Below are 24,266 nucleotides of genomic sequence, written 5' to 3' on the forward strand. Positions count from 1 at the left end.
TTGTTTATTATTCTTTCTATACAAAAGAGGGCATCGTTAAACTGTGTATTCTAAAAATTTTGTCATAATGTTTTTTTGATTTATTTGTGTATTGTTCAGGAAAATAAAGGGAAGGATAAGAATGCGATTTATGAAGAATTCGTTCTAAAGCAATATGGAGGGAATCGAGTTGAGAAGAATAAAGATAAGTGTCGTGCTGTCGCTTGCTTTACTAGCTACTGCGTGCGGCAATCAGGCGGCACCGAAAGACAATGCCGCTCCACCCAGTGCCCAGCATGCAGAGCATGCACAGGAAATTCAAGGAACGATCAAAATACCTGGATATAATAATGAAACAGGGAAAATGGAAGGTTCAACCGTTAAAGCTACAAGTTATGAAGGAAAGGAAGCGCAGAACACAGGAATGTCTGTTTATAGTTTGATTGGCAGTTCCAGTCTTCATGAAGGAGGGATTTCCGCTCACTTGCAATCGAGATTGGCCAGTGGGGGAGTGGAAGGTGTCAAAGTATTGGTACTTGATGACACAGTGATTTTGGGAAGAACAGATAAAAAGATTGTATCGACGAGCTATGATCCGATGCAGAACAAACTGCTGAACGGGACTTCGGGAAATTCGGCCACAGGTATAGCCAATATAAGCCGCCCTCCAGAAAAACTTCCAGATAATAAAGCGGGCGGGGAAAAAGTCAATGGTACAGCAGGAACATCAGGGACGCCCAATGTAGCTTCCTCCGATAATATGGAAGAAGCCCGCCGTCAGATTGCTTCCATGTTTGACGGAAATGTTCGGATTTTGAAAGTAGAGCAGCGTGAAGCAGTAGCGGCGATGGATCGGATTAAAAAGGAAATGCAGGCCTCTTCTCCATCAGCGAAAAAGCTAGTAAAAGATATTTCTTTGATTATTAGAAATGCTTCGGAATAAAGAAAGAGGAAAGGCACATCCTGTTGTGAGGAAGTGCCTTCTCTTCATTATCGGCTATCCCGCATGCCGGTATCACGGTGATTTACGTCATCATGCTCAATCTCACTGCCGATATCCATATCTTCAGCAAGGTTGGAAGCCACCGTAGTTCGTTCCAATTCATTTACCATTGTTTTCATGTCTTCGTAGTCCTGCTTTTTCTTATTTTTATGTGCCATCATATTCATCCCCTATACGTCTGTTTTGGACTTTGCCATTTATCTGGTTGCATCTTTTTTTAACCTGTAGCATTTTGGCTAGATTTATACATGCTCATTCAAATTGTTGAAGAAAGTAACAAGGTAAGGCTATACTTTACTTTCCGGAAGAACATCGTCTGAAAATGGAACAGGTGGTTGCTGATTTACGTGAAGGAGGGCTTGTGCCGCCCAACTGGAACGAATGAATGCAGCGTTATGGTATTTCGGACGGATTGGCTGGTGATTTGAAAGCATACTTGCTTGATATCAGGCAGATGCTTGAACTTGCAGATAACCTCTATAATATAGGATGAAATGGAAAGAAAGCGTCGAAAAGCTGCGTCGGGAAACAGTAGTGGAGGAAATATTGACGCCGGGCGCCGCCAAGGAAGTACTGGGATTATCGCGCAAATGTTTGATGCCTTTTCTTGAATCGCTTGATTGACATAAAATCACTCGCGGTACGGAGAAAGGGCGTATTTGGCTCAAAAAAATAAACATCGTGTCTTGCTTTTTAAATAGGGATACGATAGAATATTCAAGGTCTGGGTCATTACATAAATAATGATGCAGAGAGAGAAAAACCTTGCATTCAACCTATGCTTTTAATATAATGTTGAATGTTGGTTTGATGAATGCGATGATGCGGGAGGTTGCTGACACACCAGGCTCCGATGCCATGGCCTGGGATCAGGTTTTTCCGCTGAGAATTGTCTGTTTTTCAAAATAGGCGACAAAGGAGGGACTAAAATGGCAGCAAAACAAAAAATTCGTATTCGCTTGAAAGCATACGATCACAGAATTCTTGATCAGTCCGCAGAGAAGATTGTTGATACTGCGAAGCGTTCCGGTGCGGAGGTTTCCGGTCCGATTCCGCTTCCGACAGAGCGCAATGTCTTCACAATCCTGCGTGCGGTTCATAAGTACAAAGACTCTCGTGAACAATTCGAAATGCGTACGCACAAGCGTCTGATTGATATCGTAAATCCGACGCCGCAAACGGTTGATTCGCTCATGCGTCTTGATCTGCCGTCAGGTGTTGATATCGAAATTAAACTGTAAGCAAACACAAACCAACGAAACGAAAATAATTGAACGATAAATACATGGATTTTTGATTACACAATAGGAGGTGGCTACCATGACCAAAGGAATCTTAGGTAGAAAAATTGGGATGACCCAAATTTTCAATGCTGATGGCGTAGTGGTTCCGGTAACTGTTGTTGAAGCGGGTCCTTGCGTTGTTTTGCAGAAGAAGGATCAAGCGACTGATGGATATGAAGCGATCCAGTTGGGCTTCGCTGACAAGAAAGAAGTTCGTGCTAACAAGCCGGAAAAAGGCCATGCAGCAAAAGCTAATACAACGCCTAAGCGCTTCGTTCGTGAACTTCGTAATGTTGATTTGTCCCAATACGAAGTTGGTCAGGAAATTAAAGCTGATATTTTTGCAGAGGGAGACATCGTTGATGTAACCGGTACTTCCAAAGGGAAAGGGTTTGCCGGTTCTATCAAGCGTCATGGTCAAGCTCGCGGACCGATGGCTCACGGTTCCCGTTACCATCGTGGTCCTGGTTCGATGGGTCCGATCGCTCCGAACCGTGTAGTAAAAGGTAAACCGCTGCCGGGTCGTATGGGTGGAGAAAAAGTTACGATCCAAAATCTTGAAGTTGTATCTGTTGACGCAGAACGCAACCTACTATTGATCAAAGGTGCCATTCCGGGCGCTAAAAATAGTTTCGTAGTTGTAAAATCTGCCGTGAAAGGCAGCAAATAATCAGGAAAGGAGGACTCGCAATGCCTAAAGTAACTCTTTTTAATCAAGCTGGCAAACAAGTAGGTGAAATCGAGCTTTCCGATGCTGTATTCGGAATCGAACCGAACGAAGCGGTGCTTGCTGACTATGTTATTATGCAACAAGCTTCCCGTCGCGCCGGCACTCACGCTACAAAAAATCGTTCCGCGGTAAGCGGTGGTGGCCGCAAGCCGTGGAGACAAAAAGGGACAGGACGCGCTCGCCAAGGTAGCATCCGCGCGCCACAATGGGTAGGCGGTGGTACTGTATTCGGACCGACGCCACGCAGCTATGCTTACAAACTTCCTAAGAAGGTTCGTCGTCTGGCAATGAAATCCGCACTGTCTTCCAAGGTGAAAAACGATGAAATCGTAGTATTGGATTCTCTGAGCTTTGAAGCACCGAAAACAAAAGAAATGGTGAAAGTGCTCGGAAATCTGAAAGTAGATAACAAAGTTCTTGTTGTTACTGGCGAATACAATGACAACGTCGCGCTGTCCGCTCGTAACATCCCTGGAGTAAAATTTGTTTCTGCCAGCGGAATCAACGTTCTTGATGTTTTGCATCATGACAAGTTGCTGATTACGCAGGATGCAGTCGCAAAAGTTGAGGAGGTGCTTGCATAATGAAAGATCCTCGCGATATTATCAAGCGCCCGGTTATTACCGAACGTACTGCTGACATGATGGCCAGCAACAAATACGTATTCGAAGTTGATTTACGTGCAAACAAAACAGAAATCAAAGATGCAATCCAACGCATCTTCGACGTAAAAGTTGTGAGCGTAAATACAATGCGTGTTAAAGGTAAGCCGAAGCGCGTAGGTAGATATTTTGGAAAACGTTCTGACTGGAAAAAAGCGATTGTCCAACTGAGCGAAGACAGTAAATCGCTTGATTTTTTTGAAGGTGTATAATTCTAGCGACGTAAGCGAAGGAGGGAAAATAAATGGCAATCAAAAAGTATAAACCGACTTCTCCTGGTCGCCGTCAAATGACTGTGTCTACTTTTGAAGAGATTACAACTTCCAAACCGGAAAAATCTCTACTTGCGCCGAAACATAAAAAAGCCGGTCGCAACAACCAAGGTAAAATCACAGTTCGTCATCATGGTGGCGGTCATAAGCAGAAGTATCGTATTATTGACTTCAAACGCAATAAAGATGGTATTCCGGGCCGCGTTGCTACAATCGAGTACGACCCGAACCGTTCTGCAAATATCGCGCTGATCAACTACGCTGATGGTGAAAAGCGTTATATCCTGGCACCGCATGGTTTGCAAGTAGGCATGATCATCGAATCTGGTCCGGATGCTGATATCAAAATCGGTAACGCGTTGCCTTTGGAAAAAATCCCGGTAGGTACGGTTATCCACAATATTGAATTGAAAGCAGGCAAGGGCGGTCAGCTTGTTCGTTCTGCTGGTGCTGAAGCGCAGTTGCTGGGCCGTGACGGTGATTATGCAATCGTGCGCCTGACTTCCGGTGAAACCCGCATGATTCGCAAAGAATGCCGTGCGACAATTGGTCAGGTTGGTAACCTTGATCATGAGCTTATCAATATCGGTAAAGCTGGCCGTTCCCGCTGGTTAGGCAAGCGCCCAACGGTTCGCGGTTCTGTAATGAACCCGGTTGACCATCCGCACGGTGGTGGTGAAGGTCGTGCTCCGATCGGCCGTAGCGGTCCGCTTACTCCTTGGGGCAAACCGACTCTTGGTGCGAAAACTCGTAAGAAAAACAAGCACTCTAATAAATATATTATTCGTAGCCGTAAAAAATAATGCTGTTTGCAAGGTGCGGTCGCAGGTCACCGCACTTCTATCACGAAGGGAGGTTCGTTCATGGGACGCAGCTTAAAAAAGGGACCTTTTGTTGATGATCATCTTATGAAAAAGGTCATTGAGCAAAATGAAAAAGGCGAGAAGAAAGTAATCAAAACTTGGTCTCGTCGCTCCACAATCTTCCCGGAATTCGTTGGTCATACATTTGCAGTGTACGATGGACGTAAACATGTGCCTGTATATGTAACCGAGGATATGGTCGGACATAAGCTTGGAGAATTTGCTCCAACACGTACCTTCAAAGGTCACGTAGATACTGACAAAAAGACAAAGCGGTAATAACTTATAGGTTGAAGGAAGAGAGGAGGTTACTCACATGGAAGCGAAAGCGGTAGCTCGTTATGTTCGCATTGCTCCTCGTAAAATGCGTCTGGTAGTTGACTTAATTCGCGGTAAAGAAGTAGGTGAAGCGATTGCTATCTTGAAGCATACGCCGAAAGCTGCTTCTCCGGTTATCGAAAAAGTGTTAATGTCAGCTGTTGCCAATGCGGAGCACAACCTGAACATGGACTCTAACAATCTGGTTATTAGCAAAATTTTCGTAGACGAAGGCCCGACACTGAAACGTTTCCGTCCTCGTGCAATGGGTCGTGCGAGCCGGATTAACAAGCGCACAAGTCACGTAACGGTCATTCTGTCTGAAAAGAAGTAATAAGGAGGGATAGCGAGTGGGTCAAAAAGTTAGCCCGGTAGGACTTCGGGTTGGCATTATCCGTGACTGGGAGTCTAAATGGTTCGCGGAGAAAGATTATGCTGATCTGTTACATGAAGACCTGAAGGTCCGTCAATATATTAAAGACCAGTTGAAAGACGCTTCTGTTTCTACAATTGAAATTGAGCGTGCTGCCAACCGTTTGAATGTTACTATCCACACTGCGAAGCCAGGTATGGTTATTGGGAAAGGCGGAAGTGAAGTAGAAAAGCTTCGCAAAGCTTTGTCTAACCTGACTGGCAAGAAAGTTCATATCAACATCAACGAAATCAAAAATCCTGATATGGATGCAACGCTTGTTGCACAAAGCATTGCACGTCAGTTGGAAAACCGTATTTCTTTCCGTCGTGCGCAAAAACAAGCGCTGCAACGCACAATGCGCGCAGGTGCTCAAGGAATCAAAACGATGGTAAGCGGCCGTTTGGGCGGCGCAGACATCGCTCGTTCCGAAGGATACAGCGAAGGTACGGTTCCGCTGCACACACTGCGTGCTGACATCGACTATGGTACTGCTGAAGCTGATACTACGTACGGAAAAATCGGCGTAAAAGTATGGATTTATCGTGGAGAAGTTCTTCCTCAAGCGAAGAAGAGAACTGAAGAGGAAGGAGGCCAATAATTATGTTAATTCCTAAGCGCGTAAAACACCGCAAACAGCACCGTCCGAACCTGAGAGGGCAAGCAAAAGGCGGTACAACTGTTACTTTCGGTGAATACGGTCTGCAAGCTTTGGAAGCTTCTTGGGTTACAAACCGTCAGATCGAGGCCGCTCGTCGTGCGATGACTCGTTATATTAAACGTGGCGGTAAAGTATGGATTAAAATCTTCCCAGATAAGCCGATCACGGCGAAGCCGTTGGAAGTACGGATGGGTTCTGGTAAAGGTTCTGTAGAACACTGGGTAGCGGTTGTAAAACCAGGAAAAGTAATGTTTGAGCTGGCTGGTGTGTCCGAAGAGGTAGCTCGTGAAGCAATGCGTCTGGCCATGCACAAACTTCCGATTAAATGCAAGTTTGTAAAACGGGAAGAAACGGGTGGTGACGCAAATGAAAGCTAATGAAATTCGTAATTTGACCACTGCCGAAATTGAACAAAAGTTAACTTCCCTGAAGGAAGAACTTTTCAACCTCCGTTTTCAATTAGCGACTGGTCAGCTGGATAACACTGCACGTATTCGTCAGGTACGCAAAGACATCGCGAGAGCAAAAACTATCCTTCGCGAACGTGAATTAGGCATTAGCTAATAAGAGAGGAGGTCGCAAACATGGCAGAAACACGCAATGGGCGTAAAGTTGTTCTTGGAAAAGTTGTTTCCGACAAGATGGATAAAACGATCGTGGTTCTTGTCGAAACATACAAAAAGCATCCGCTTTACGGAAAGCGCGTGAAATACTCCAAGAAATTCAAAGCTCATGATGAGCAAAATACTGCAAAAATCGGCGATCTAGTAAAAATCATGGAAACCCGTCCGCTGTCTAAAGACAAGCGTTGGAGACTGGTTGAAGTGGTTGAGAAAGCCGTTATTATCTAATCATTTGGACGTTTCAGTAACATCTGAAGGGAGGGACTCTCCGTGATTCAAACTCAAACTCGTTTACGTGTAGCCGATAACTCCGGAGCGAAAGAATTAATGTGCATTAAAGTTCTGGGCGGTTCTGGTCGTAAGTTCGCTAACATTGGTGATGTGATCGTTTGCTCAGTAAAACAAGCAACACCAGGTGGCGTTGTTAAGAAAGGCGATGTAGTAAAAGCCGTAATCGTGCGTTCTAAGAGCGGCGTTCGCCGTAACGACGGTTCTTACATCCGTTTTGATGAGAACGCGGCAGTTATCGTGCGTGAAGATAAGAGCCCGCGTGGAACACGTATCTTCGGACCAGTTGCCCGCGAACTTCGTGACAAAGACTTCATGAAAATCGTTTCACTGGCTCCTGAAGTACTGTAAAACCTGAACGAGGCATGCTAAGTAAACATAAGGAGGTGCCGTCATGTCCGGGAAAGTAAAAATGCACGTAAAAACCGGTGATAACGTAATGGTTATTAGCGGTAAAGATAAAGGCAAAAAAGGACGTATTCTTGCAGCTTACCCGAAAACGGGCCGTGTGCTTGTAGAGGGCGTAAACATGGTGAAAAAGCACACGCGTGCAAATGCTAGCAATCCTCAGGGCGGTATCGTTACACAGGAAGCTCCGATTCATGCTTCCAACGTAATGATTATTGACCCGAAAACTGGCGAGCCGACTCGTATCGGTCATAAAATTGTAGACGGAAAGAAAGTACGCGTTGCAAAAAAATCTGGCGAAGTATTGGATTAAGTAGTCAGGTCGGAAAGGAGGTCTTTTAAATGGCTGCTAGATTATTAGAAGCTTACAAGGAAAAAATCACACCGGCCCTGATGCAGAAGTTCGGATATAAGTCTGTCATGCAGGTGCCGAAAGTTGAAAAAGTTGTTATCAACATGGGTCTGGGTGAAGCTGTTTCCAACCCGAAAATTCTGGACGGAGCGGTTCGCGACCTCGAGACGATCGCGGGTCAAAAACCGGTTATCACTCGTGCAAAAAAATCCATCGCAGGCTTCCGCCTTCGCGAAGGTATGCCGATCGGATGCAAAGTGACATTGCGCGGTGAGCGTATGTATCACTTCTTGGATAAATTGTTCAACATTGCTCTTCCGCGCGTGCGTGATTTTCGAGGCATTTCCACAAAAGCGTTCGATGGACGCGGAAACTACACACTCGGTTTAAAAGAGCAATTGATTTTCCCTGAGATCGAGTACGATAAAGTGGATGCAATCCGCGGAATGGATATCGTAATCGTAACGACAGCGAAAACGGACGAAGAAAGCCGCGAACTGTTGACACAATTGGGCGCTCCTTTCGCCAAGTAGTTTCGGATTTTTATACGATAAGGAGGAAAGCACGTGGCTAAAAAATCAATGATCGCGAAGCAAAAGCGCAAGCCGAAGTTTAAAGTACGTGCCTACACACGTTGCGAACGCTGCGGTCGTCCGCATTCCGTGTATCGTAAATTTAAACTGTGCCGGATTTGTATTCGCGAATTAGCATACCAAGGCCAATTGCCTGGAGTGAAGAAAGCAAGCTGGTAATCCCTTAAGATGGGAAGGAGGTTAAACATATGGTAATGACAGATCCAATTGCAGATATGCTTACTCGCATTCGCAATGCCAATATGGTGCGTCACGAGAAGTTAGAAGTGCCTGCTTCCAAAATTAAGCTGGCAATCGCTAACCTTCTGAAAGAAGAAGGATTTATCCGTGATGTTGAATATGTAGAAGATAACAAACAAGGCATTCTTCGTATTTTCCTGAAATACGGCGCGAATAACGAACGTGTAATTAATGGTCTGAAGCGCATCAGCAAGCCTGGCTTGCGTGTATACGCGAAGAAAGGCGAGATTCCGCGCGTTCTAGGAGGACTTGGAATCGCGATTCTTTCTACTTCTAAAGGCGTTATGACTGATAAACAAGCTCGTCAACAGCAAGTGGGCGGCGAAGTATTAGCATACATTTGGTAATACATTCGATAGCGAATGGAGGTGTAACGAATGTCCCGTATTGGTAAAAAACCGGTCGCTATTCCTGCGGGGGTAGATGTGAAACTTGATGGTACGACATTGACTGTTAAAGGCCCAAAGGGTACGCTGACCCGTACGCTTCATGATGATATCACAGTAAAGGTAGAAGGCAACGAAATTATCGTTGAGCGTCCTTCTGATAATAAAATGCACCGCGCACTGCATGGTACGACTCGTAGCGTTATCGCCAACATGGTGGAAGGTGTAACGAACGGATTTTCTAAAACACTGGAACTGGTTGGTGTAGGTTACCGTGCTTCCAAGAGCGGCAAAAACCTGACATTGAATGTTGGATACTCTCATCCAGTGGAAATCACTCCGGAAGAAGGCATTGAATTCGAAGTGCCGGCGCAAACGCAAATCATCGTAAAAGGTATCGATAAAGAGCGCGTAGGCCAGGTTGCTGCCGAAATTCGTGCCGTGCGCAAACCTGAACCTTACAAAGGCAAAGGTATTCGTTATCAGGGTGAACACGTACGTCGTAAAGAAGGTAAGACTGGTAAGAAGTAATCGCTAAGGCGTATGTAAGAAAGGAGTGAAATTGACGTGATTTCGAAACAAGACAAAAATAAAGCACGGAAGAAAAGACATCTGCGTGTGCGTAAGAAAGTTTCTGGTACGGCACAAGCTCCTCGCTTGAATGTATACCGTTCTTCCAAGCACATGTATGCTCAATTGATTGACGACGTAGCAGGCGTAACGTTGGCTTCCGCTTCTACGCTTGATCCTGAGCTGAAAGATAAAATTACTCATGGCGGCAACCAGGAAGCCGCTGCAAAAGTCGGCGAACTGATTGCAAAGCGCGGTCTTGAAAAAGGTATCAAAGAAGTTGTATTTGACCGTGGCGGATATTTGTATCATGGGCGTGTAAAAACTCTTGCAGACGCTGCGCGCGAAGCCGGCCTGCAATTCTAATTGAACGAAAATCCTTACACAAGGAGGGAACTTCATGCGTATTGACGCTTCTAACCTGGAGCTGGAAGAGAAAGTTGTCGCCATTAACCGCGTTGCGAAAGTTGTAAAAGGCGGACGTCGTTTCAGCTTCAGCGCTTTAGTAGTCGTTGGCGATAAGAACGGACATGTAGGCGCTGGAATGGGTAAAGCTCAAGAGGTGCCGGACGCGATCCGCAAAGCCATCGAAGATGCAAAGAAAAATTTGATCAAAGTTCCGCTTGTAGGAACTACACTTCCTCATGAAGTAAATGGACGTTTTGGCGCAGGCCGCGTATTCATGAAGCCTGCTGCGGAAGGTACTGGAGTTATCGCCGGCGGTCCGGTTCGTGCGGTACTCGAACTTGCCGGTGTAGGTGACGTATTGAGCAAATCTTTGGGTTCTAACAACCCGATTAACATGGTACATGCAACATTGGAAGGTTTAAGCCGTCTGAAAACTGTTGAGCAGGTTGCAAAGCTCCGCGGAAAAACTCCGGAAGAGCTTTTAGGTTAGGAGGGACTTAAACATGGCAAAACTGCAAATTACCCTCAAAAGAAGTCTGATTGGTCGTACGCAAAATCAAAAAGCTACGGTTGCGGCTCTTGGACTTCGTAAAATCCACCAAACAGTAATCAAACCGGATAACGCAGCGATGCGCGGCATGGTGGAAAAAGTAAAGCACATGGTTGAAGTTAAGGAAATCGCTGAGTAATAAAAAATTTGACACAAGGAGGAGGTGCGACAATGAAATTACATGAGATCAAACCTGCTGAAGGTTCCCGTCACACTCGTAAGCGTGTAGGTCGTGGTATCGGTTCTGGCAACGGAAAAACAGCTGGTCGCGGACATAAGGGACAAAACGCTCGTTCGGGCGGCGGCGTACGTCCTGGCTTCGAGGGTGGTCAAAATCCGCTGTATCGTCGTCTGCCAAAACGCGGTTTCACAAATCCGAACCGCAAAGTGTACGCTGTAATTAACCTCGAAAAACTGAACAAGTTTGAAGAAGGTACAGTTGTAACACCGGAACTGCTTCTCGAAACAGGGATTATCAAACATACACGCGATGGCGTTAAGATTTTAGGGGATGGAGAACTTAACGTTAAGCTGACGGTTCAAGCTCAGAAATTTTCTCAATCTGCGGTTGAGAAAATTGAGGCTCTCGGCGGAAAAGCCGAGGTGATCTAATGTTCTCCATGATCACCAACATTTTTAAGATTGCCGACTTGCGTCGAAAGGTGATGTTTACCCTTTTGATGCTTGTCGTCTTTCGGATTGGCAGCTTTGTTCCAGTGCCGAACATTAATGTTTCGGTACTAGAACAGCTGTCAAATCAAAGCAGCGTCTTCGGATTCTTTAACACATTCACGGGTGGTGCCTTACAGAACTTCTCCATTTTTGCGATGGGGATTATGCCGTATATTACCGCCTCGATTATCATGCAGCTGTTGTCGATGGATGTTGTTCCGACATTCACTCAGTGGTCAAAAGAAGGAGATATCGGGCGGCGCAAGATTGCCCAGGTTACCCGCTATTTGACGATCATTCTCGGGTTGATTCAAGCGGTTGGGCTTTCTATCGGATTTAACCGGATGATACCGGGCCTCGTGATAGACCCTTCTTTTACGACATATGCGCTAATTGCGCTCGTACTGACTGCCGGTACAGCCTTTCTTATGTGGCTAGGTGAACAAATCACCGAGAAGGGCATCGGAAACGGCATTTCCATTATTATTTTTGCGGGTATCGTAGCTGGAATTCCGAACGGTGTAAAACAAATCTATGCCTCAGAGTTTATTGGCGCTGAGGATCAAATGTTTTTAAATGTTGTTAAAGTGTTATTAATTCTGCTGGCTGTTATTCTCGTTATCGTGGGAATAGTTTTCATCCAGCAGGGAGCGCGCAAAGTTCCCGTGCAGTATGCAAAACGCGTAGTCGGCAGAAAAATGTACGGTGGTCAATCCACCCACATCCCGTTAAAAGTAAACAGTGCTGGAGTAATTCCTGTAATCTTTGCTCTGTCATTGATTATCTTTCCGCCTACGATTGCTCAATTCTGGCCAGGGCATCCTGTTTCCAACTGGGTGATTCAAACGTTTAACATCCAGACGTTTAGCTCGCAGAATTGGATCGGCATGGTGCTGTATGTACTGCTGATCATCGGGTTCACGTATTTCTACGTGTTTGTGCAGGTTAATCCAACGCAGATGGCTGACAACATGAAAAAGAACGGCGGATACATCCCAGGCATACGTCCAGGAAATGAGACAGCCCAATATATTACGAGAACGCTAAACCGAATTACTTTGGCAGGAGCAATCTTTTTGGCAGCCGTATCCATTCTGCCCATCTTCTTTACGAAGCTGAGCGGGTTGCCGGCTTCGGTTCAGATCGGCGGCACAGCGCTGTTGATTGTTATCGGGGTCGCGCTGGATACGATGAAGCAAATTGAAAGCCAGCTTGTGAAACGCCATTACAAAGGGTTTATTAAGTAAAAGTAATATAGGTGACGAAGTATTTGGCTGTGAATTCACTGACGTATGGAGGGGTAAAGATGAATATTATCTTAATGGGATTACCTGGTGCGGGAAAAGGAACACAAGGCGAAAAAATTGTTGCCGAGTTTGGCATCCCGCATATTTCCACCGGCGACATGTTTCGTGCAGCCATCAAAGAAGAAACCGAGATGGGGAAACAAGCAAAGTCTTATATGGATCAGGGGCTCTTGGTACCGGATGAAGTTGTCATCGGTATTGTTAAAGAGCGTTTAGGTAAACCTGATTGTGAGACAGGGTTTATGTTGGACGGCTTTCCGCGTACGATGGCACAGGCGGAAGCTTTGGACAGGACGCTTGAAGAAATGGAACGTACAATCGATCATGTCATCAATATTGATGTGGATCGCAGCATTTTGTTGGAACGACTGACCGGTCGCCGAATCTGCAAAAATTGCGGTGCTACGTATCATGTAATATTCAACCCTCCTTCCCGGGAAGGAATTTGTGATAAATGCGGCGGAGAATTGTATCAGCGGGACGACGACAATGCGGCGACTGTCGCGACTCGCCTCGATGTAAACATCGAACAATCCGCTCCGCTCTTGAGCTATTACAAAGCAAAAGGATTGCTTCGTAACATTAACGGGCAACAAGATATAGACAAGGTGTTTGAGGATATTGCAAACGTGTTGAGAGGTCAGGCTCAATGATTATATGCAAATCCAAAACAGAGATCGACATCATGAGGGAGGCGGGACGCATCGTCGCCCTCACACACAAAGAACTGAAAAAAGCTATTCGTCCTGGTATCACTACTGGTGATCTGGATGAGATTGCTGAAGCGTTCATTCGCAAACATGGAGCGAAACCTTCTTTCAAAGGCTATGGAGGCTTTGCAGGCAGTATTTGTACTTCAGTGAACGAAGAACTTGTTCATGGCATCCCGGGCAAGCGCAAACTGAAGGAAGGAGATATCATCAGTTTGGATATTGGCGCCGAAGTGGACGGCTATCATGGTGATTCTGCTTGGACCTATGCGGTAGGCAAGATTTCTCCGGAGAACCAGCGCTTGTTGGACGTTACCGAGAAATCTCTTTATGAAGGATTAGCACAAGCGAAGCCGGATGCGCGCCTGACAGATATCTCTCATGCCATTCAAGTTTACGTGGAGGCAGCCGGATATTCCATTGTCCGTGAATACGTGGGGCATGGCATCGGACGGAGTTTGCATGAAGATCCGCAAATTCCTAACTTTGGACCTCCGGGCCGCGGACCAAGGCTGAAGCCGGGAATGGTACTTGCGATTGAGCCGATGGTAAATGCGGGCAAACGTTATGTGCGCACCCTTGCTGATAATTGGACAGTTGTTACCGTGGACGGTTCAATGTGCGCTCACTTTGAGCATACAATTGCGATTACTGAAGATGGTTATGAAATCTTAACGAAAGAATAAAACTGGAATTGCCATTTCCCTTCGAGATAGACAATGTGATATGATTGCCGATGGGGATATTGTAGGTTTAATCGGCTTGCGTTAAGAGGGCTAAGCAAAAGCAGCCATGCTGAAGAAAGGAGAGTGGCTTTATGGCGAAAGAAGATGTAATTGAAGTAGAAGGTACCGTGATTGAGCCTCTGCCAAACGCTATGTTTCGCGTAGAGCTAGAGAACGGGCATAAAGTGCTCGCTCACGTATCCGGTAAAATCCGCATGCATTTCATTCGTATATTGCCGGGTGACAAAGTTACCGTCGAATTATCGCCGTATGATTTAACCCGTGGACGGATCACATATCGTTACAAATAGAGCAGGAAACGACAGGAGTTAGAGGTTTATCTAACCTCCAACCTCTAATAGTTCCACTCTAGAAATGATGGGAGGTTATCCGAATGAAAGTAAGACCATCTGTAAAGCCGATTTGCGAGAAATGCAAAATTATTCGCCGTAAAGGCAAAGTCATGGTAATTTGTGAAAATCCGAAGCATAAGCAAAGACAAGGTTAATTTATAAGGAGGTGCACGATACATGGCACGTATTGCTGGGGTTGACTTACCTCGTGATAAACGCGTTGTTATTGCGTTAACTTACATCTTTGGCATTGGCCGTTCTACTGCTAGCAAAATTTTGAGCGAAACCGGTATCGATGAAAATACTCGCGTTCGTGATCTGACTGAAGATGAAGCAACAAAGCTTCGTGACTATATTGACAAGAATATCAAAGTTGAAGGGGATCTTCGTCGTGAGGTTTCTCTCAACATCAAGCGTTTGATTGAAATTGGCTGCTATCGTGGTGTTCGTCATCGTCGTGGCTTGCCGGTTCGTGGTCAACGTACGAAAACCAATGCACGTACTCGCAAAGGTCCGCGCCGTACCGTTGCGAACAAGAAGAAGTAAAGGGGGTAAATGAAGTTGGCAAAAAGAAAAGTAGCTGCGACTCGCACTCGTCGTCGCGATCGCAAAAACGTTGAAGCTGGTGTCGCGCATATTCGTTCTACATTCAACAACACGATCGTTACTATTACTGACCCGCATGGAAATGCAATTTCTTGGGCAAGTGCGGGTGGCCTTGGTTTCAAAGGTTCTCGTAAAAGCACTCCGTTCGCGGCGCAAATGGCTGCTGAGCAGGCTGCTAAAGCTGCGATGGAACACGGTATGAAAACTGTTGAAGTTATGGTTAAAGGACCAGGTTCCGGACGTGAAGCTGCAATTCGTTCCCTGCAGGCTACAGGACTTGAAGTCAGCATGATTAAAGACGTTACACCTATTCCTCACAATGGTTGCCGTCCACCAAAACGTCGCCGTGTATAATTTGGCAGCAAGTCGCATAAACTAGCAGTTTAAAAAGTTATACACCTGTGCATACTATCTTAATATGGAACGAACAGGTCTGTGCTTTGGTTGCGATTTACTGGTAACCGCCAAAGGGGAATTCCGGTCGTGGACCTTATGACCCGTCCGGAATTTTCGACGTTTTGAAGGAGGGTTTGTTTGATGATCGAAATCGAAAAGCCAAAGATCGAAGTGGTAGAAGTAAGCGAAGACTCTACCTATGGCAAGTTTGTGGTAGAGCCTCTTGAACGAGGATACGGCACAACGCTTGGAAACTCCTTACGTCGTATTTTGCTGTCTTCCCTGCCGGGTGCCGCCATTATCAGTGTTGAAATCGATGGGGTTCTCCACGAGTTCTCCACGATCGAAGGCGTCGTAGAAGACACTACCCAGATCATCTTGAATTTAAAAACACTTTCTTTGAAAATTCATTCGGATGAAGAGAAAGTGCTTGAAATTGATGCGGAAGGCGCCGGTGTCGTAACAGCTGCCGACATTCGCGCAGACAGCGATGTAGAAATTTTGAATCCGGACCTGGTTATTGCAACGATGGAAGAGGGGGCTCGTCTCCACATTCGTATGGTTGCCAACCGCGGACGCGGCTATGTGCCTGCCGATCAGAACAAACGCCCGGATATGCCAATTGGCGTGATTCCAATTGATTCAATCTACACACCAATTACCCGTGTGAACTATCAAGTGGAAAACACACGTGTAGGCCAAGTGACTAACTATGATAAGCTCACGCTTGAAGTATGGACGGATGGCAGTATCCGCCCGGAGGAAGCGGTAAGTTTAGGCGCAAAGATCATGACGGAACATCTGAATCTGTTTGTAGGGCTAACTGATGAGGCGAAAGAAGCCGAAATCATGGTGGAAAAAGAAGAAGATAAGAAAGAAAAAGTACTTGAGATGACAATCGAGGAACTTGATCTTTCTGTCCGTTCCTACAACTGCTTGAAGCGTGCAGGTATCAATACTGTGCAAGAGCTGACGCAGAAAACAGAAGAAGATATGATGAAAGTCCGCAATCTTGGCCGCAAATCTCTGGAAGAAGTTCAAGAAAAGCTCGAAGAACTCGGACTTGGACTTCGCAAAGATGATTAAGATTGACCAACTGTTCGTTTTAAGGAGGGAAAAAATATGGCATATGCTAAATTAGGCCGTAATAGCGCCGCTCGTAAAGCTTTATTCCGCGATCTGGTAACGGACCTGATTATCAACGAGCGCATCGAAACAACGGAAAGCAAAGCGAAAGAAGTACGTTCTATCGCTGAAAAAATGATCACATTAGCTAAACGCGGTGACCTGCACGCTCGTCGTCAAGTAGCCGCTTTTGTGCGTAAAGAAACAGCTAACAATGAAACCAACCAGGATGCAATTCAAAAGTTGTTTGATACGATTGCACCTCGCTTTTCTGAGCGTCAAGGTGGTTACACTCGCATCTTGAAAATTGGTCCTCGCCGCGGCGACGGCGCACCAATGGTATACCTTGAGTTAGTTGAATAGTTAGCACTGGCGCAAGAAAGGGTGAGGATGAAATCACCCTTTTTTTGCATAGGAAAAACAATGTCTATTCTTTTCTTTACAGAAGTTTTTTATACCTATTCCCTTGTTTCGAAGAAAGCCCGCTAACAAAACATTTGTTTTTATTTCTTTTTTTCTTAAGTAAGGGGAACGGAAGAAAGCGGTGTGGTGGATTTGACTGAAACAATCATACGCCTCAACCATGTTTCTTTTGCGTATGAAGGCGCTGAAGAGAAGGCAGTGAAGGGCGTTTCGTGTGAAGTGAGGAAAGGGGAGTTCCTTTCGATTATCGGTCATAACGGTTCCGGTAAATCCACGCTGGCAAAATTGCTGAATGGTCTGCTTTTGCCAACTGAAGGGAGCGTGGAAGTTGCCGGTGTTGTTACATCGGATGAAGAGCAGATTTGGCAAGTGCGTCAAACGGTAGGCATGGTTTTTCAAAATCCGGACAATCAATTTGTGGCGCCGACAGTAGAGGATGACATCGCCTTTGGCATGGAGAACATCGGCATCCCTCCTTCAGAGATGGAAGCGCGTATCATAGATGCGCTGCAAAAAGTGAATATGTCGGAATTTCGGACGGCTGAGCCAAATCGACTTTCTGGAGGACAGAAACAGCGTGTGGCTATCGCCGGCGCTCTGGCCGTCCGTCCGGCTGTGCTTGTGCTGGACGAAGCGACAGCGATGCTTGATCCCCGGGGACGAAAAGAAGTCTTGGAAGTTGTGCGGCGGATGAACCTTGAACAAGGTATGACGGTCATCCAGATTACTCATTACCTTGAAGAGACGCTGGAAAGCGACCGTATTCTTGTGATGGACGGAGGCGCTCTTGTAGGCGAAGGAACACCGGAAACAATCTATCAAAAAGTGGATTGGCTGCGCAAGCTTGGCCTTGACGTGCCGTTTGCCTGCGATTTGCAGTACCGGTTACGAAAGAAAGGCTTTCGTTTTCCTGTGCTGAATATAACCGGTGAAGGAGTGCTCGATAGCTTATGGATATCCGATTAGAAAACGTGAGTTATACGTATTCGCCGGGCACCCCGTTTGCTTATCAGGCGCTTAGAGACGTGTCGCTTTATATTCCGCATGGTCGTTATGTCGCCATTATTGGCCATACAGGCTCGGGCAAGTCTACGTTCATTCAGTTGTTGAACGGCTTACTGCAGCCTACGGAAGGTACGATGCAGATCGGCGAATTTACATTGCCTGCCAAGAAGAAAAAAGGTCTTGAGAAGCTACGACAGCAGGTAGGGCTAGCGTTTCAATATCCGGAATATCAGCTGTTTGAGGAAACGGTACGCAAAGATGTTGCGTTCGGTCTTGTCAATATGGGCGTCCCGCCTGAGATGATTGTAGCGCGTGTGGATGCTGCTTTGCGCCTTGTGGGCCTTGATCCGGAGAAGTATGGAGAGAAATCTCCTTTCGCCTTGAGCGGGGGCCAGATGAGACGAGCAGCACTTGCCGGCGTGCTTGTTATGAATCCAAAAGTACTGATACTGGATGAACCGACCGCAGGATTGGATCCTGCCGGGCATCGTGCGATTCTGGAGATGATTGCCCGTGTTCATCGTGAAGAGAAACGGACGACGATTCTCGTTACGCATAGCATGGAGGACGCTGCGCTATATGCTGATTATCTTTATGTGATGAATCAAGGACGCGTATGGATGGAAGGAACACCACAGCAGGTGTTCCAGGAGCCGGAGAAGATTCAGCAAGCGGGCCTGGATTTACCGGAAATTACTCGTTTTATCGTGCAGTTTAACGAGCGCGTGCGTACGGCTGGGAGCTCGGTGCCGCCTCTTCCGCTTGATATTTTCGATTCAGAACAGCTGGCTGACGAGCTGGCCCGTCGCTTTTCGCGTAGAGGAGGGAAGCGACGATGAGTTTTTTGAATTCCATTCCGATTGGCCAGTTTGTGCCGCGTCAGTCGTTTCTTCACCAGTGCGACCCACGCAGCAAACTTTTATTCGTACTTTTTTTTATCATTTTTATTTTTATGGCGAACACGCTGGCCGCTTTCTTGTTTGTGGCAGCGGTCACGCTTCTGGGAATCGCGGTTTCGCGCATTCCGGTTATCTACGTTCTGCGTGGATTAAAGCCCGCTCTCTGGATTATCGTATTAACGGTGATTTTACAAGTTTTCACGAATAAGGAAGGCGCACTTTTATTTTCATGGAAGTTCATTGAAATTCACGAAAAAGGGCTGCAGGACGCGGCCTTTGTGTCAGCACGCATTATTCTGCTGATGCTATCGGCTTCTTTATTAACACTGACAACTTCTCCGATTCAGCTAACGGATGGGCTGGAGAGTTTGTTTTCCCCTTTCCGGAAATTTGGTTTTCCAGCACATGAGCTGGCACTGATGATGTCGATTTCGCTACGCTTTATTCCGACACTGCTTGAGGAGACGGATAAAATCGCCAAAGCGCAAATGTCACGCGGGGCTTCTTTTTCCAGCGGTTCGATTATAAAACGGATTAACGGCATCCTTCCTTTAATTGTTCCGTTGTTCGTACAATCGTTTCGTCGGGCGGAAGAGCTGGCGTTTGCGATGGAAGCGAGAGGATACCGCGGTGGAGAAGGACGGACAAAGTACCGGCAGTTGCGCTTCGGCAAGCGGGATGCGATGCTTCTTCTCATTACAATAGGGATAGCGGTCACTGTCTGGCTGCTGCGGGCGTAAGCGGCGGCTTTGGCATTGACTGGTTTTGTCCGGCAATGAAAGGATGAATACAACACAGATGGAAGAGCGTAAGATTAAGCTTACGTTTGGCTATCAGGGAACGGCTTATTATGGCTTTCAGCGGCAGAACAACGGTCCCAGCATACAGGCCGAAATTGAAAAAGTGCTGAAACATATTCTCCGACATGAGACAAAAATCGTGGCATCCGGGCGCACGGATTCGGGTGTTCATGCGAGGGAACAGGTCGCCCATTTTGTTACGACTAGCCGTATACCTGCAGATAGGCTGGTGCCAGCGATGAATACGTTTTTGCCGGACGATATTGTTGTACTGCATGCTGTAGATGTGCCAATGGATTTTCATGCTCGGTATGATGTCACGGAGAAAACCTATAAATACCGGATTCTTAATCAAGATACTCCTGATCCTTTTATTCGCGACTGGGCTTATCATGTAAAAGCGCCGCTTGATATTGAGAAGATGCGTGCGGCCGCCGCTTATTTTTTGGGAACGCATGACTTTACCTCGTTTTGTTCGATGCGCACGCAGGTGGAAGACAAGGTGCGGACGATATATGAAGTAACGATCGAGGTTACGCAGCGTGACAAATTCGTGCCCGGGCAGGGGCTTGACATTTGGCTTACGTTTCGTGGCAACGGATTTTTGTATAACATGGTTCGTATGATGACAGGAGCGCTTGTAGAAGTCGGCAAGGGCCGCTGGGAAGTCGATTACGTGAAATGGATGCTTGAAGCGAAGAATGGTACGATCGCTAAGGCCAACGTCCCCCCGCAGGGCCTGTATTTATGGAAAGTAGAGTATAGGAAGTCAACGCCACCTGGTGTATAATTTTTTCTTGACTTTAATACCAAAATTGTAGTAATATCAAATTCGGTATTTTAAAACCCACTAACGCCCCGAAAATGTGTTGGTTTTTAAAATATAAAGGTTAACGGAACTTTTTGAAATGCAAGTTACAGGAGGGAAAACAATGCGCACCACATACATGGCCAAGCCACTCGAAGTAGAGCGTAAATGGTATGTTGTTGATGCTGAAGGACAGACGCTCGGACGTCTGGCCAGCGAAGTAGCGGCTATTCTTCGCGGAAAATTCAAACCTGAATTCACACCGCACGTTGACACTGGCGATTTCGTTATCGTTATCAATGCTGATAAAATCAAACTGACTGGTAAGAAAATGACGGATAAGCTGTATTATCGTCACTCCGGTTATCCGGGCGGCTTGAAAATCACTACGGCTGGCCAAATGTTGGCTACCAAGCCTGAGCGCATGATCGAGCTTGCTGTTAAAGGCATGCTGCCGAAGAACCGCCTTGGTCGTCGATTGGTTACAAAACTGCATGTATATGCTGGTTCTGAGCATCCACATCAAGCGCAAAAACCAGAAAAATGGGAACTGCGCGGATAGTAAAAGGAGGGTAATTTCGTGGCACAAGTTCAATACTACGGAACAGGTCGTCGCAAGCATTCCGTTGCACGCGTTCGCTTAGTACCTGGCGATGGTCAAATCATCATCAACAAGCGTCCAATGGATGAATATTTTGGTCTTGAAACTTTGAAACTTATCGTAAAGCAACCGCTCGTTCTTACTGAAACGGAAGGCAAGTACGATGTGCTTGTAAATGTGAATGGCGGCGGTACAACCGGTCAAGCGGGTGCGATCCGCCATGGCATCTCCCGCGCGTTGCTGCAAGCTGACCCGGATCTTCGTGGCGCTTTGAAAGCAGCTGGATTCTTGACTCGCGATCCACGGATGAAAGAACGTAAGAAATACGGTCTTAAAGCTGCTCGTCGCGCACCTCAATTCTCCAAACGCTAATTTGGACGATATTTATATTCAGAAAAAGCCCAATCCTTTTGGATTGGGCTTTTTGTTACACGTTTTGCTGACTGCTTTCGTTTAAGATAATCAGATTTTCAAACAAGGTATGAAACAATAAACGAAAAGGCCATCCTAAGAGTAACATTCATACGATAAAACAGGGTGATCGCATGGACAGCAATATAGTATCGTTTGAAGAACGTGCTAGGATACGGAACGAAAATATGCGTAAGAAAATTAAGGATGGCATCGACATCCAAGAGGTGCGCCGCTACTACTATAACACTGTCGAAGTTTCCATTCGTCATCTCCCTTTGCTGCAACGCTACCTTGTCGAAGAATATCTGGCCGAAATTATTTACGAATTCTTTTTCCAAGGCGTTGCAGCTAGTAAGTTATATAAAGCGGGGCGTACGGCGGAAGAAATTGAACGCAGCTACTCCCAGCAACATCTTCTGAGTATTTACACATTAGCTAATGATTTTAACCTTATGAGTCGCCTTGGCGAATGGGACTTTTATTCAGTATCCATTATAGCGGAAGATTTGGCGGCAAAGTGGTTTCGCCACGGCCTTGTCTATGGAAAAAAACAGCGAAAACTTAGATTGCTTTGAAGCGATTTAGAGCGGGCTTATGACAAAAGCTCGCTTTTTTATTTGAACGAAACCAGGGGATATATGTTCCGCGAATAAACAGGAAGGTTGTACATATGTTTTATATATAAGAGCTAGAGATGTACTTTGCTCTATTAAACAATGTCAATCGATCAAGTCAAATGTATATAGTAATTAGAATAGGGGGGGGAGTATACTTTGCGAAAAAAAAGAAACGTAATACTGTGGTTAGGAGCACTGATGTTCCTTATAACACTTTTGACATATAATATGCCGATGGATGATGAGTCATGGTCCGTTTGGTCGCTGCCGCTTTCCGGAAAAATTATTGTCGTGGATGCTGGGCATGGCGGACCAGACGGCGGAGCCAAAAGCAAAGGTGGAATAATTGAGAAAGACATCACTTTGCCTATTAGTATGTATTTACGCGATTTTCTACAGGAGGCGGGCGCTTTGGTTATTATGACACGCGAAACGGATACAGATTTGGCCGCTCCTGGCACAAAAGGGTTGAGTAAACGTAAAACCGAAGATTTACTGCGGCGCGTCCGGTTAATTAAAGATAATCAGGCTGATTTGCTGATAAGCATTCATCTGAATGCCATTCCATCTCCGCGCTGGTCAGGGGCACAAACATTCTATTCGCCTGCGTTAAAGCAATCCGGCCAGATGGCTCATCTTATTCAGGATGAAATTAAACGTGTCATAAGCAATACAGACAGAGTGGCAAAAAAAACAGATGATATTTTCATCCTTCGCACAGCGGAATGTCCATCCGTACTGGTGGAAGTCGGGTTTCTATCCAACGAGCAAGAGGCTAAACTTATGGCGACTTCCCGTTATCAAAAACAAATGGCCAATGCGATTTACCAGGGGATTTTACGTTATTATTCAGGGGAAACTGTTGAAGAAGTGCAATAAGCTTTGTAGGAAAAAATAACAGAGTGGTATAATGAAAAAAGTACGCCATTTTGAGAGGTGAAAGACAAGTGATTACAGAAGAGAAAGTGTTAGAGGCGCTGAAAGGGGTTCAAGATCCGGAGATCCACCGCAGTGTAGTGGAACTGGGCATGGTACGTAATATCAAGATTGATGACGATAGAGTAGAATTGGATGTTATTCTTACCATTCAGGGCTGTCCGTTAAAGGTGAAGATTCAGGAAGATGTGGAAAATGCGATTAAAGCGCTTGGTGCGAAAGAAGTTGTTGTTCACTTTGGAGCGATGACAGATGAGGAAAGAGCGCGTGTCGCTGCGATAATTCGTGGCGGTAGTGCAGATGGTTCGCCTTCCGCGCCAAACAATGGCGCGGTACAGGGACACGGCGCGGGCTTAAGCCAAATCTCCCCTCTTCTTGCACCGGATTCGAAAACGCAATTTATTGCAGTAGCAAGCGGAAAAGGCGGCGTCGGAAAATCCACGGTAACAGTTAACCTAGCGGTTGCGTTGGCACGTATGGGCAAGAAAGTCGGTGTCATTGATGCGGATATTTACGGTTTTAGCGTACCGGACATGATGGGCATTACGCAACGGCCGGTTGTAATTGACAATATGGTTATGCCCGTGCAACGTTTCGGCGTAAAAGTGATCTCCATGGGATTCTTCGTAGAGGACAATTCGCCGATTATTTGGCGCGGGCCGATGCTGGGAAAAATGTTGCGTAACTTCTTTAGTGAAATTCATTGGGGTGAACTAGATTACATGATTCTCGATCTGCCGCCAGGAACGGGTGATGTAGCGCTTGATGTGCACCAGATGATTCCGCAGAGCAAGGAAATTATCGTAACGACTCCGCATCCCACAGCGGCGTTCGTAGCAGCGCGTGCCGGTGCGATGGCCCTCCGCACAAACCACGAAATTCTTGGGGTAGTAGAAAACATGTCTTACTATATAAACAAGAACGGCGAAAAAGACCCGATCTTCGGAAGCGGCGGAGGTCAGAAGCTCGCGGAGGAGCTGAAGACAGAATTGCTGGCGCAAATTCCGCTAGGACAGCCGGAGCCGATGCGCGACGAAGATCGTTACGCACCTTCTGTATATCAAGAACATGAAGAAATCGGCAAAATCTATGCGGAACTAGCGCGGAAAGTTGATGAGAAAGCTGGTATTTCCGTATAAGCAAAATACGGCGAAAACGGAAGATGAGGAACTCCTCACTTCCGTTTTTTTTCGTATTAAGAAAGTATATGTTGCTTTATAGTGATAAAGCAATATACACTTTCTTTCCATAAGTAAATGAAGAAAAAC

42 protein-coding genes are annotated in these 24,266 nt (G+C 46.1%); 41 read left to right on the plus strand and 1 reads right to left on the minus strand.

The annotated features are described in order from the left end of the window. Positions 1 to 169: 169 nt before the first annotated feature. Complete coding sequence (locus tag K3F53_RS01125) at positions 170 to 922, plus strand: hypothetical protein (protein WP_220559269.1); 753 nt, start codon at positions 170 to 172, stop codon at positions 920 to 922. Between the two features lie 47 nt (positions 923 to 969). Here the strand turns inward: K3F53_RS01125 and K3F53_RS01130 are convergent, their stop codons facing one another. Beyond that, positions 970 to 1,143, minus strand: coding sequence for a hypothetical protein (locus tag K3F53_RS01130; RefSeq protein WP_156424113.1), 174 nt, complete (start codon positions 1,141 to 1,143; stop codon positions 970 to 972). A gap of 328 nt (positions 1,144 to 1,471) precedes the next feature. On the opposite strand from K3F53_RS01130, the gene K3F53_RS19850 reads away from it, so the two are divergent. The 40 genes from K3F53_RS19850 (at position 1,472) to K3F53_RS01330 (ending at position 24,137) form a co-directional block, all read left to right on the plus strand. Continuing rightward, a complete protein-coding gene (locus K3F53_RS19850) occupies positions 1,472 to 1,606 on the plus strand; it encodes a SelB domain-containing protein (RefSeq protein ID WP_139184967.1) in 135 nt (44 codons plus the stop codon). Positions 1,607 to 1,911: 305 nt separating this feature from the next. After that, positions 1,912 to 2,223 carry a 30S ribosomal protein S10 gene (gene rpsJ, locus K3F53_RS01140; RefSeq protein ID WP_057900149.1) on the plus strand — a complete coding sequence of 104 codons (312 nt, stop codon included), beginning with the start codon at positions 1,912 to 1,914 and terminating at the stop codon, positions 2,221 to 2,223. 79 nt (positions 2,224 to 2,302) lie between these two features. Beyond that, positions 2,303 to 2,935: a 50S ribosomal protein L3 gene (rplC, locus tag K3F53_RS01145; protein ID WP_057900148.1), complete on the plus strand. Its 633-nt coding sequence runs from the start codon at positions 2,303 to 2,305 to the stop codon at positions 2,933 to 2,935. A gap of 20 nt (positions 2,936 to 2,955) precedes the next feature. Beyond that, entirely contained in the window at positions 2,956 to 3,579 is a 624-nt protein-coding gene (gene rplD, locus K3F53_RS01150; protein WP_057900147.1) for a 50S ribosomal protein L4, read from the plus strand. Then, positions 3,579 to 3,869, plus strand: coding sequence for a 50S ribosomal protein L23 (gene rplW, locus K3F53_RS01155; protein ID WP_057900146.1), 291 nt, complete (start codon positions 3,579 to 3,581; stop codon positions 3,867 to 3,869). Before rplD ends, rplW begins: the two co-directional genes overlap by 1 nt. A 32-nt stretch (positions 3,870 to 3,901) precedes the next feature. After that, on the plus strand, positions 3,902 to 4,732 hold the full coding sequence (gene rplB / locus K3F53_RS01160; RefSeq protein ID WP_057900145.1) for a 50S ribosomal protein L2: 831 nt from the start codon (positions 3,902 to 3,904) through the stop codon (positions 4,730 to 4,732). 60 nt (positions 4,733 to 4,792) lie between these two features. Further along, entirely contained in the window at positions 4,793 to 5,071 is a 279-nt protein-coding gene (gene rpsS, locus K3F53_RS01165; RefSeq protein WP_057900144.1) for a 30S ribosomal protein S19, read from the plus strand. A gap of 37 nt (positions 5,072 to 5,108) precedes the next feature. Then, on the plus strand, positions 5,109 to 5,444 hold the full coding sequence (gene rplV, locus K3F53_RS01170) for a 50S ribosomal protein L22 (RefSeq protein WP_057900143.1): 336 nt from the start codon (positions 5,109 to 5,111) through the stop codon (positions 5,442 to 5,444). Positions 5,445 to 5,460: 16 nt separating this feature from the next. Beyond that, positions 5,461 to 6,123 (plus strand): 30S ribosomal protein S3, encoded by a 663-nt coding sequence (rpsC, locus tag K3F53_RS01175; protein ID WP_057900142.1) that lies wholly within the window; start codon positions 5,461 to 5,463, stop codon positions 6,121 to 6,123. A gap of 2 nt (positions 6,124 to 6,125) precedes the next feature. Continuing rightward, the gene (gene rplP, locus K3F53_RS01180; protein ID WP_057900141.1) at positions 6,126 to 6,560 is read left to right on the plus strand and encodes a 50S ribosomal protein L16; all 435 of its coding nucleotides are present in this window, start codon (positions 6,126 to 6,128) and stop codon (positions 6,558 to 6,560) included. Next, positions 6,550 to 6,747, plus strand: a complete 198-nt coding sequence (rpmC, locus tag K3F53_RS01185) for a 50S ribosomal protein L29 (RefSeq protein ID WP_057900140.1) — start codon at positions 6,550 to 6,552, stop codon at positions 6,745 to 6,747. The genes rplP and rpmC overlap by 11 nt, the downstream gene beginning before the upstream one ends. Before the next feature lie 20 nt (positions 6,748 to 6,767). Next, a complete protein-coding gene (gene rpsQ / locus K3F53_RS01190) occupies positions 6,768 to 7,034 on the plus strand; it encodes a 30S ribosomal protein S17 (protein WP_057900139.1) in 267 nt (88 codons plus the stop codon). Positions 7,035 to 7,076: 42 nt separating this feature from the next. Further along, entirely contained in the window at positions 7,077 to 7,445 is a 369-nt protein-coding gene (gene rplN / locus K3F53_RS01195) for a 50S ribosomal protein L14 (protein ID WP_057900138.1), read from the plus strand. A gap of 61 nt (positions 7,446 to 7,506) precedes the next feature. Then, positions 7,507 to 7,815: a 50S ribosomal protein L24 gene (gene rplX, locus K3F53_RS01200; RefSeq protein ID WP_057900455.1), complete on the plus strand. Its 309-nt coding sequence runs from the start codon at positions 7,507 to 7,509 to the stop codon at positions 7,813 to 7,815. A gap of 29 nt (positions 7,816 to 7,844) precedes the next feature. Next, positions 7,845 to 8,387 carry a 50S ribosomal protein L5 gene (gene rplE / locus K3F53_RS01205; RefSeq protein ID WP_057900137.1) on the plus strand — a complete coding sequence of 181 codons (543 nt, stop codon included), beginning with the start codon at positions 7,845 to 7,847 and terminating at the stop codon, positions 8,385 to 8,387. 33 nt (positions 8,388 to 8,420) lie between these two features. Then, the gene (locus tag K3F53_RS01210) at positions 8,421 to 8,606 is read left to right on the plus strand and encodes a type Z 30S ribosomal protein S14 (protein ID WP_057900136.1); all 186 of its coding nucleotides are present in this window, start codon (positions 8,421 to 8,423) and stop codon (positions 8,604 to 8,606) included. 29 nt (positions 8,607 to 8,635) lie between these two features. After that, entirely contained in the window at positions 8,636 to 9,034 is a 399-nt protein-coding gene (gene rpsH, locus K3F53_RS01215; RefSeq protein ID WP_057900135.1) for a 30S ribosomal protein S8, read from the plus strand. 30 nt (positions 9,035 to 9,064) lie between these two features. Then, entirely contained in the window at positions 9,065 to 9,604 is a 540-nt protein-coding gene (rplF, locus tag K3F53_RS01220) for a 50S ribosomal protein L6 (protein ID WP_057900134.1), read from the plus strand. A 36-nt stretch (positions 9,605 to 9,640) separates the two neighbouring features. Continuing rightward, complete coding sequence (gene rplR, locus K3F53_RS01225; protein ID WP_057900133.1) at positions 9,641 to 10,009, plus strand: 50S ribosomal protein L18; 369 nt, start codon at positions 9,641 to 9,643, stop codon at positions 10,007 to 10,009. A gap of 34 nt (positions 10,010 to 10,043) precedes the next feature. Beyond that, the gene (rpsE, locus tag K3F53_RS01230) at positions 10,044 to 10,541 is read left to right on the plus strand and encodes a 30S ribosomal protein S5 (RefSeq protein WP_057900132.1); all 498 of its coding nucleotides are present in this window, start codon (positions 10,044 to 10,046) and stop codon (positions 10,539 to 10,541) included. Between the two features lie 13 nt (positions 10,542 to 10,554). Further along, complete coding sequence (gene rpmD, locus K3F53_RS01235; protein ID WP_057900131.1) at positions 10,555 to 10,740, plus strand: 50S ribosomal protein L30; 186 nt, start codon at positions 10,555 to 10,557, stop codon at positions 10,738 to 10,740. Positions 10,741 to 10,772: 32 nt separating this feature from the next. Further along, positions 10,773 to 11,213 (plus strand): 50S ribosomal protein L15, encoded by a 441-nt coding sequence (gene rplO, locus K3F53_RS01240; protein ID WP_057900130.1) that lies wholly within the window; start codon positions 10,773 to 10,775, stop codon positions 11,211 to 11,213. After that, complete coding sequence (gene secY, locus K3F53_RS01245; RefSeq protein WP_057900129.1) at positions 11,213 to 12,520, plus strand: preprotein translocase subunit SecY; 1,308 nt, start codon at positions 11,213 to 11,215, stop codon at positions 12,518 to 12,520. The genes rplO and secY overlap by 1 nt, the downstream gene beginning before the upstream one ends. 59 nt (positions 12,521 to 12,579) lie before the next feature. Continuing rightward, entirely contained in the window at positions 12,580 to 13,233 is a 654-nt protein-coding gene (locus K3F53_RS01250) for an adenylate kinase (RefSeq protein ID WP_220559270.1), read from the plus strand. Continuing rightward, positions 13,230 to 13,976: a type I methionyl aminopeptidase gene (map, locus tag K3F53_RS01255; RefSeq protein WP_057900127.1), complete on the plus strand. Its 747-nt coding sequence runs from the start codon at positions 13,230 to 13,232 to the stop codon at positions 13,974 to 13,976. Before K3F53_RS01250 ends, map begins: the two co-directional genes overlap by 4 nt. 131 nt (positions 13,977 to 14,107) lie before the next feature. Beyond that, on the plus strand, positions 14,108 to 14,326 hold the full coding sequence (infA, locus tag K3F53_RS01260; protein WP_003322635.1) for a translation initiation factor IF-1: 219 nt from the start codon (positions 14,108 to 14,110) through the stop codon (positions 14,324 to 14,326). 83 nt (positions 14,327 to 14,409) lie between these two features. After that, positions 14,410 to 14,523: a 50S ribosomal protein L36 gene (gene rpmJ, locus K3F53_RS01265; RefSeq protein ID WP_057900126.1), complete on the plus strand. Its 114-nt coding sequence runs from the start codon at positions 14,410 to 14,412 to the stop codon at positions 14,521 to 14,523. 22 nt (positions 14,524 to 14,545) lie between these two features. Further along, positions 14,546 to 14,914, plus strand: a complete 369-nt coding sequence (gene rpsM / locus K3F53_RS01270; protein WP_057900125.1) for a 30S ribosomal protein S13 — start codon at positions 14,546 to 14,548, stop codon at positions 14,912 to 14,914. 9 nt (positions 14,915 to 14,923) lie between these two features. Next, positions 14,924 to 15,328 (plus strand): 30S ribosomal protein S11, encoded by a 405-nt coding sequence (rpsK, locus tag K3F53_RS01275; protein ID WP_057900124.1) that lies wholly within the window; start codon positions 14,924 to 14,926, stop codon positions 15,326 to 15,328. 183 nt (positions 15,329 to 15,511) lie between these two features. Next, entirely contained in the window at positions 15,512 to 16,456 is a 945-nt protein-coding gene (locus K3F53_RS01280) for a DNA-directed RNA polymerase subunit alpha (RefSeq protein ID WP_057900123.1), read from the plus strand. A gap of 36 nt (positions 16,457 to 16,492) precedes the next feature. Next, positions 16,493 to 16,858 carry a 50S ribosomal protein L17 gene (gene rplQ, locus K3F53_RS01285; protein WP_057900122.1) on the plus strand — a complete coding sequence of 122 codons (366 nt, stop codon included), beginning with the start codon at positions 16,493 to 16,495 and terminating at the stop codon, positions 16,856 to 16,858. Positions 16,859 to 17,041: 183 nt separating this feature from the next. After that, positions 17,042 to 17,884 carry an energy-coupling factor transporter ATPase gene (locus K3F53_RS01290; RefSeq protein ID WP_246615670.1) on the plus strand — a complete coding sequence of 281 codons (843 nt, stop codon included), beginning with the start codon at positions 17,042 to 17,044 and terminating at the stop codon, positions 17,882 to 17,884. Further along, positions 17,869 to 18,762, plus strand: coding sequence for an energy-coupling factor transporter ATPase (locus K3F53_RS01295; RefSeq protein ID WP_057900121.1), 894 nt, complete (start codon positions 17,869 to 17,871; stop codon positions 18,760 to 18,762). The genes K3F53_RS01290 and K3F53_RS01295 overlap by 16 nt, the downstream gene beginning before the upstream one ends. Then, on the plus strand, positions 18,759 to 19,562 hold the full coding sequence (locus K3F53_RS01300) for an energy-coupling factor transporter transmembrane component T family protein (RefSeq protein ID WP_057900120.1): 804 nt from the start codon (positions 18,759 to 18,761) through the stop codon (positions 19,560 to 19,562). Before K3F53_RS01295 ends, K3F53_RS01300 begins: the two co-directional genes overlap by 4 nt. Positions 19,563 to 19,620: 58 nt before the next feature. Further along, positions 19,621 to 20,412 carry a tRNA pseudouridine(38-40) synthase TruA gene (gene truA / locus K3F53_RS01305; protein WP_057900119.1) on the plus strand — a complete coding sequence of 264 codons (792 nt, stop codon included), beginning with the start codon at positions 19,621 to 19,623 and terminating at the stop codon, positions 20,410 to 20,412. Between the two features lie 142 nt (positions 20,413 to 20,554). Next, positions 20,555 to 20,992: a 50S ribosomal protein L13 gene (gene rplM, locus K3F53_RS01310; RefSeq protein ID WP_057900118.1), complete on the plus strand. Its 438-nt coding sequence runs from the start codon at positions 20,555 to 20,557 to the stop codon at positions 20,990 to 20,992. An 18-nt stretch (positions 20,993 to 21,010) separates the two neighbouring features. Further along, complete coding sequence (gene rpsI, locus K3F53_RS01315) at positions 21,011 to 21,403, plus strand: 30S ribosomal protein S9 (protein ID WP_057900117.1); 393 nt, start codon at positions 21,011 to 21,013, stop codon at positions 21,401 to 21,403. A gap of 173 nt (positions 21,404 to 21,576) precedes the next feature. Next, complete coding sequence (locus K3F53_RS01320; RefSeq protein ID WP_220559271.1) at positions 21,577 to 22,020, plus strand: DUF2521 family protein; 444 nt, start codon at positions 21,577 to 21,579, stop codon at positions 22,018 to 22,020. Positions 22,021 to 22,260: 240 nt separating this feature from the next. Continuing rightward, the gene (cwlD, locus tag K3F53_RS01325) at positions 22,261 to 22,941 is read left to right on the plus strand and encodes an N-acetylmuramoyl-L-alanine amidase CwlD (protein ID WP_091260766.1); all 681 of its coding nucleotides are present in this window, start codon (positions 22,261 to 22,263) and stop codon (positions 22,939 to 22,941) included. A gap of 68 nt (positions 22,942 to 23,009) precedes the next feature. Then, positions 23,010 to 24,137 (plus strand): Mrp/NBP35 family ATP-binding protein, encoded by a 1,128-nt coding sequence (locus K3F53_RS01330; RefSeq protein ID WP_091260749.1) that lies wholly within the window; start codon positions 23,010 to 23,012, stop codon positions 24,135 to 24,137. The last annotated feature ends 129 nt before the right edge of the window (positions 24,138 to 24,266 follow it).

Origin of the sequence: Aneurinibacillus thermoaerophilus (assembly GCF_019603355.1) — a bacterium.
GTDB lineage: Bacteria > Bacillota > Bacilli > Aneurinibacillales > Aneurinibacillaceae > Aneurinibacillus > Aneurinibacillus thermoaerophilus.

What these genes read in the sequence shown, in the direction of transcription:
- rpmD (WP_057900131.1), top strand. Translation starts at nt 10,555, where the DNA reads ATGGCAAAACTGCAAATTACCCTCAAAAGAAGTCTGATTGGTCGTACG.
- rplP (WP_057900141.1), top strand. Translation starts at nt 6,126, where the DNA reads ATGTTAATTCCTAAGCGCGTAAAACACCGCAAACAGCACCGTCCGAAC.
- truA (WP_057900119.1), top strand. Translation starts at nt 19,621, where the DNA reads ATGGAAGAGCGTAAGATTAAGCTTACGTTTGGCTATCAGGGAACGGCT.
- rpsE (WP_057900132.1), top strand. Translation starts at nt 10,044, where the DNA reads ATGCGTATTGACGCTTCTAACCTGGAGCTGGAAGAGAAAGTTGTCGCC.
- K3F53_RS01320 (WP_220559271.1), top strand. Translation starts at nt 21,577, where the DNA reads ATGGACAGCAATATAGTATCGTTTGAAGAACGTGCTAGGATACGGAAC.
- rplB (WP_057900145.1), top strand. Translation starts at nt 3,902, where the DNA reads ATGGCAATCAAAAAGTATAAACCGACTTCTCCTGGTCGCCGTCAAATG.
- rplX (WP_057900455.1), top strand. Translation starts at nt 7,507, where the DNA reads ATGCACGTAAAAACCGGTGATAACGTAATGGTTATTAGCGGTAAAGAT.
- rplD (WP_057900147.1), top strand. Translation starts at nt 2,956, where the DNA reads ATGCCTAAAGTAACTCTTTTTAATCAAGCTGGCAAACAAGTAGGTGAA.
- rplV (WP_057900143.1), top strand. Translation starts at nt 5,109, where the DNA reads ATGGAAGCGAAAGCGGTAGCTCGTTATGTTCGCATTGCTCCTCGTAAA.
- rplC (WP_057900148.1), top strand. Translation starts at nt 2,303, where the DNA reads ATGACCAAAGGAATCTTAGGTAGAAAAATTGGGATGACCCAAATTTTC.
- rplE (WP_057900137.1), top strand. Translation starts at nt 7,845, where the DNA reads ATGGCTGCTAGATTATTAGAAGCTTACAAGGAAAAAATCACACCGGCC.
- rpsJ (WP_057900149.1), top strand. Translation starts at nt 1,912, where the DNA reads ATGGCAGCAAAACAAAAAATTCGTATTCGCTTGAAAGCATACGATCAC.
- rplQ (WP_057900122.1), top strand. Translation starts at nt 16,493, where the DNA reads ATGGCATATGCTAAATTAGGCCGTAATAGCGCCGCTCGTAAAGCTTTA.
- rpsS (WP_057900144.1), top strand. Translation starts at nt 4,793, where the DNA reads ATGGGACGCAGCTTAAAAAAGGGACCTTTTGTTGATGATCATCTTATG.
- cwlD (WP_091260766.1), top strand. Translation starts at nt 22,261, where the DNA reads ATGTTCCTTATAACACTTTTGACATATAATATGCCGATGGATGATGAG.
- K3F53_RS01295 (WP_057900121.1), top strand. Translation starts at nt 17,869, where the DNA reads ATGGATATCCGATTAGAAAACGTGAGTTATACGTATTCGCCGGGCACC.
- map (WP_057900127.1), top strand. Translation starts at nt 13,230, where the DNA reads ATGATTATATGCAAATCCAAAACAGAGATCGACATCATGAGGGAGGCG.
- K3F53_RS01130 (WP_156424113.1), bottom strand. Translation starts at nt 1,143, where the DNA reads ATGATGGCACATAAAAATAAGAAAAAGCAGGACTACGAAGACATGAAA.
- K3F53_RS19850 (WP_139184967.1), top strand. Translation starts at nt 1,472, where the DNA reads ATGAAATGGAAAGAAAGCGTCGAAAAGCTGCGTCGGGAAACAGTAGTG.
- rpsQ (WP_057900139.1), top strand. Translation starts at nt 6,768, where the DNA reads ATGGCAGAAACACGCAATGGGCGTAAAGTTGTTCTTGGAAAAGTTGTT.
- rpsM (WP_057900125.1), top strand. Translation starts at nt 14,546, where the DNA reads ATGGCACGTATTGCTGGGGTTGACTTACCTCGTGATAAACGCGTTGTT.
- secY (WP_057900129.1), top strand. Translation starts at nt 11,213, where the DNA reads ATGTTCTCCATGATCACCAACATTTTTAAGATTGCCGACTTGCGTCGA.
- K3F53_RS01250 (WP_220559270.1), top strand. Translation starts at nt 12,580, where the DNA reads ATGAATATTATCTTAATGGGATTACCTGGTGCGGGAAAAGGAACACAA.
- K3F53_RS01280 (WP_057900123.1), top strand. Translation starts at nt 15,512, where the DNA reads ATGATCGAAATCGAAAAGCCAAAGATCGAAGTGGTAGAAGTAAGCGAA.
- K3F53_RS01300 (WP_057900120.1), top strand. Translation starts at nt 18,759, where the DNA reads ATGAGTTTTTTGAATTCCATTCCGATTGGCCAGTTTGTGCCGCGTCAG.
- rplM (WP_057900118.1), top strand. Translation starts at nt 20,555, where the DNA reads ATGCGCACCACATACATGGCCAAGCCACTCGAAGTAGAGCGTAAATGG.
- rpmJ (WP_057900126.1), top strand. Translation starts at nt 14,410, where the DNA reads ATGAAAGTAAGACCATCTGTAAAGCCGATTTGCGAGAAATGCAAAATT.
- rpsH (WP_057900135.1), top strand. Translation starts at nt 8,636, where the DNA reads ATGGTAATGACAGATCCAATTGCAGATATGCTTACTCGCATTCGCAAT.
- rpsK (WP_057900124.1), top strand. Translation starts at nt 14,924, where the DNA reads ATGAAGTTGGCAAAAAGAAAAGTAGCTGCGACTCGCACTCGTCGTCGC.
- rplW (WP_057900146.1), top strand. Translation starts at nt 3,579, where the DNA reads ATGAAAGATCCTCGCGATATTATCAAGCGCCCGGTTATTACCGAACGT.
- rplO (WP_057900130.1), top strand. Translation starts at nt 10,773, where the DNA reads ATGAAATTACATGAGATCAAACCTGCTGAAGGTTCCCGTCACACTCGT.
- rpmC (WP_057900140.1), top strand. Translation starts at nt 6,550, where the DNA reads ATGAAAGCTAATGAAATTCGTAATTTGACCACTGCCGAAATTGAACAA.
- rplF (WP_057900134.1), top strand. Translation starts at nt 9,065, where the DNA reads ATGTCCCGTATTGGTAAAAAACCGGTCGCTATTCCTGCGGGGGTAGAT.
- infA (WP_003322635.1), top strand. Translation starts at nt 14,108, where the DNA reads ATGGCGAAAGAAGATGTAATTGAAGTAGAAGGTACCGTGATTGAGCCT.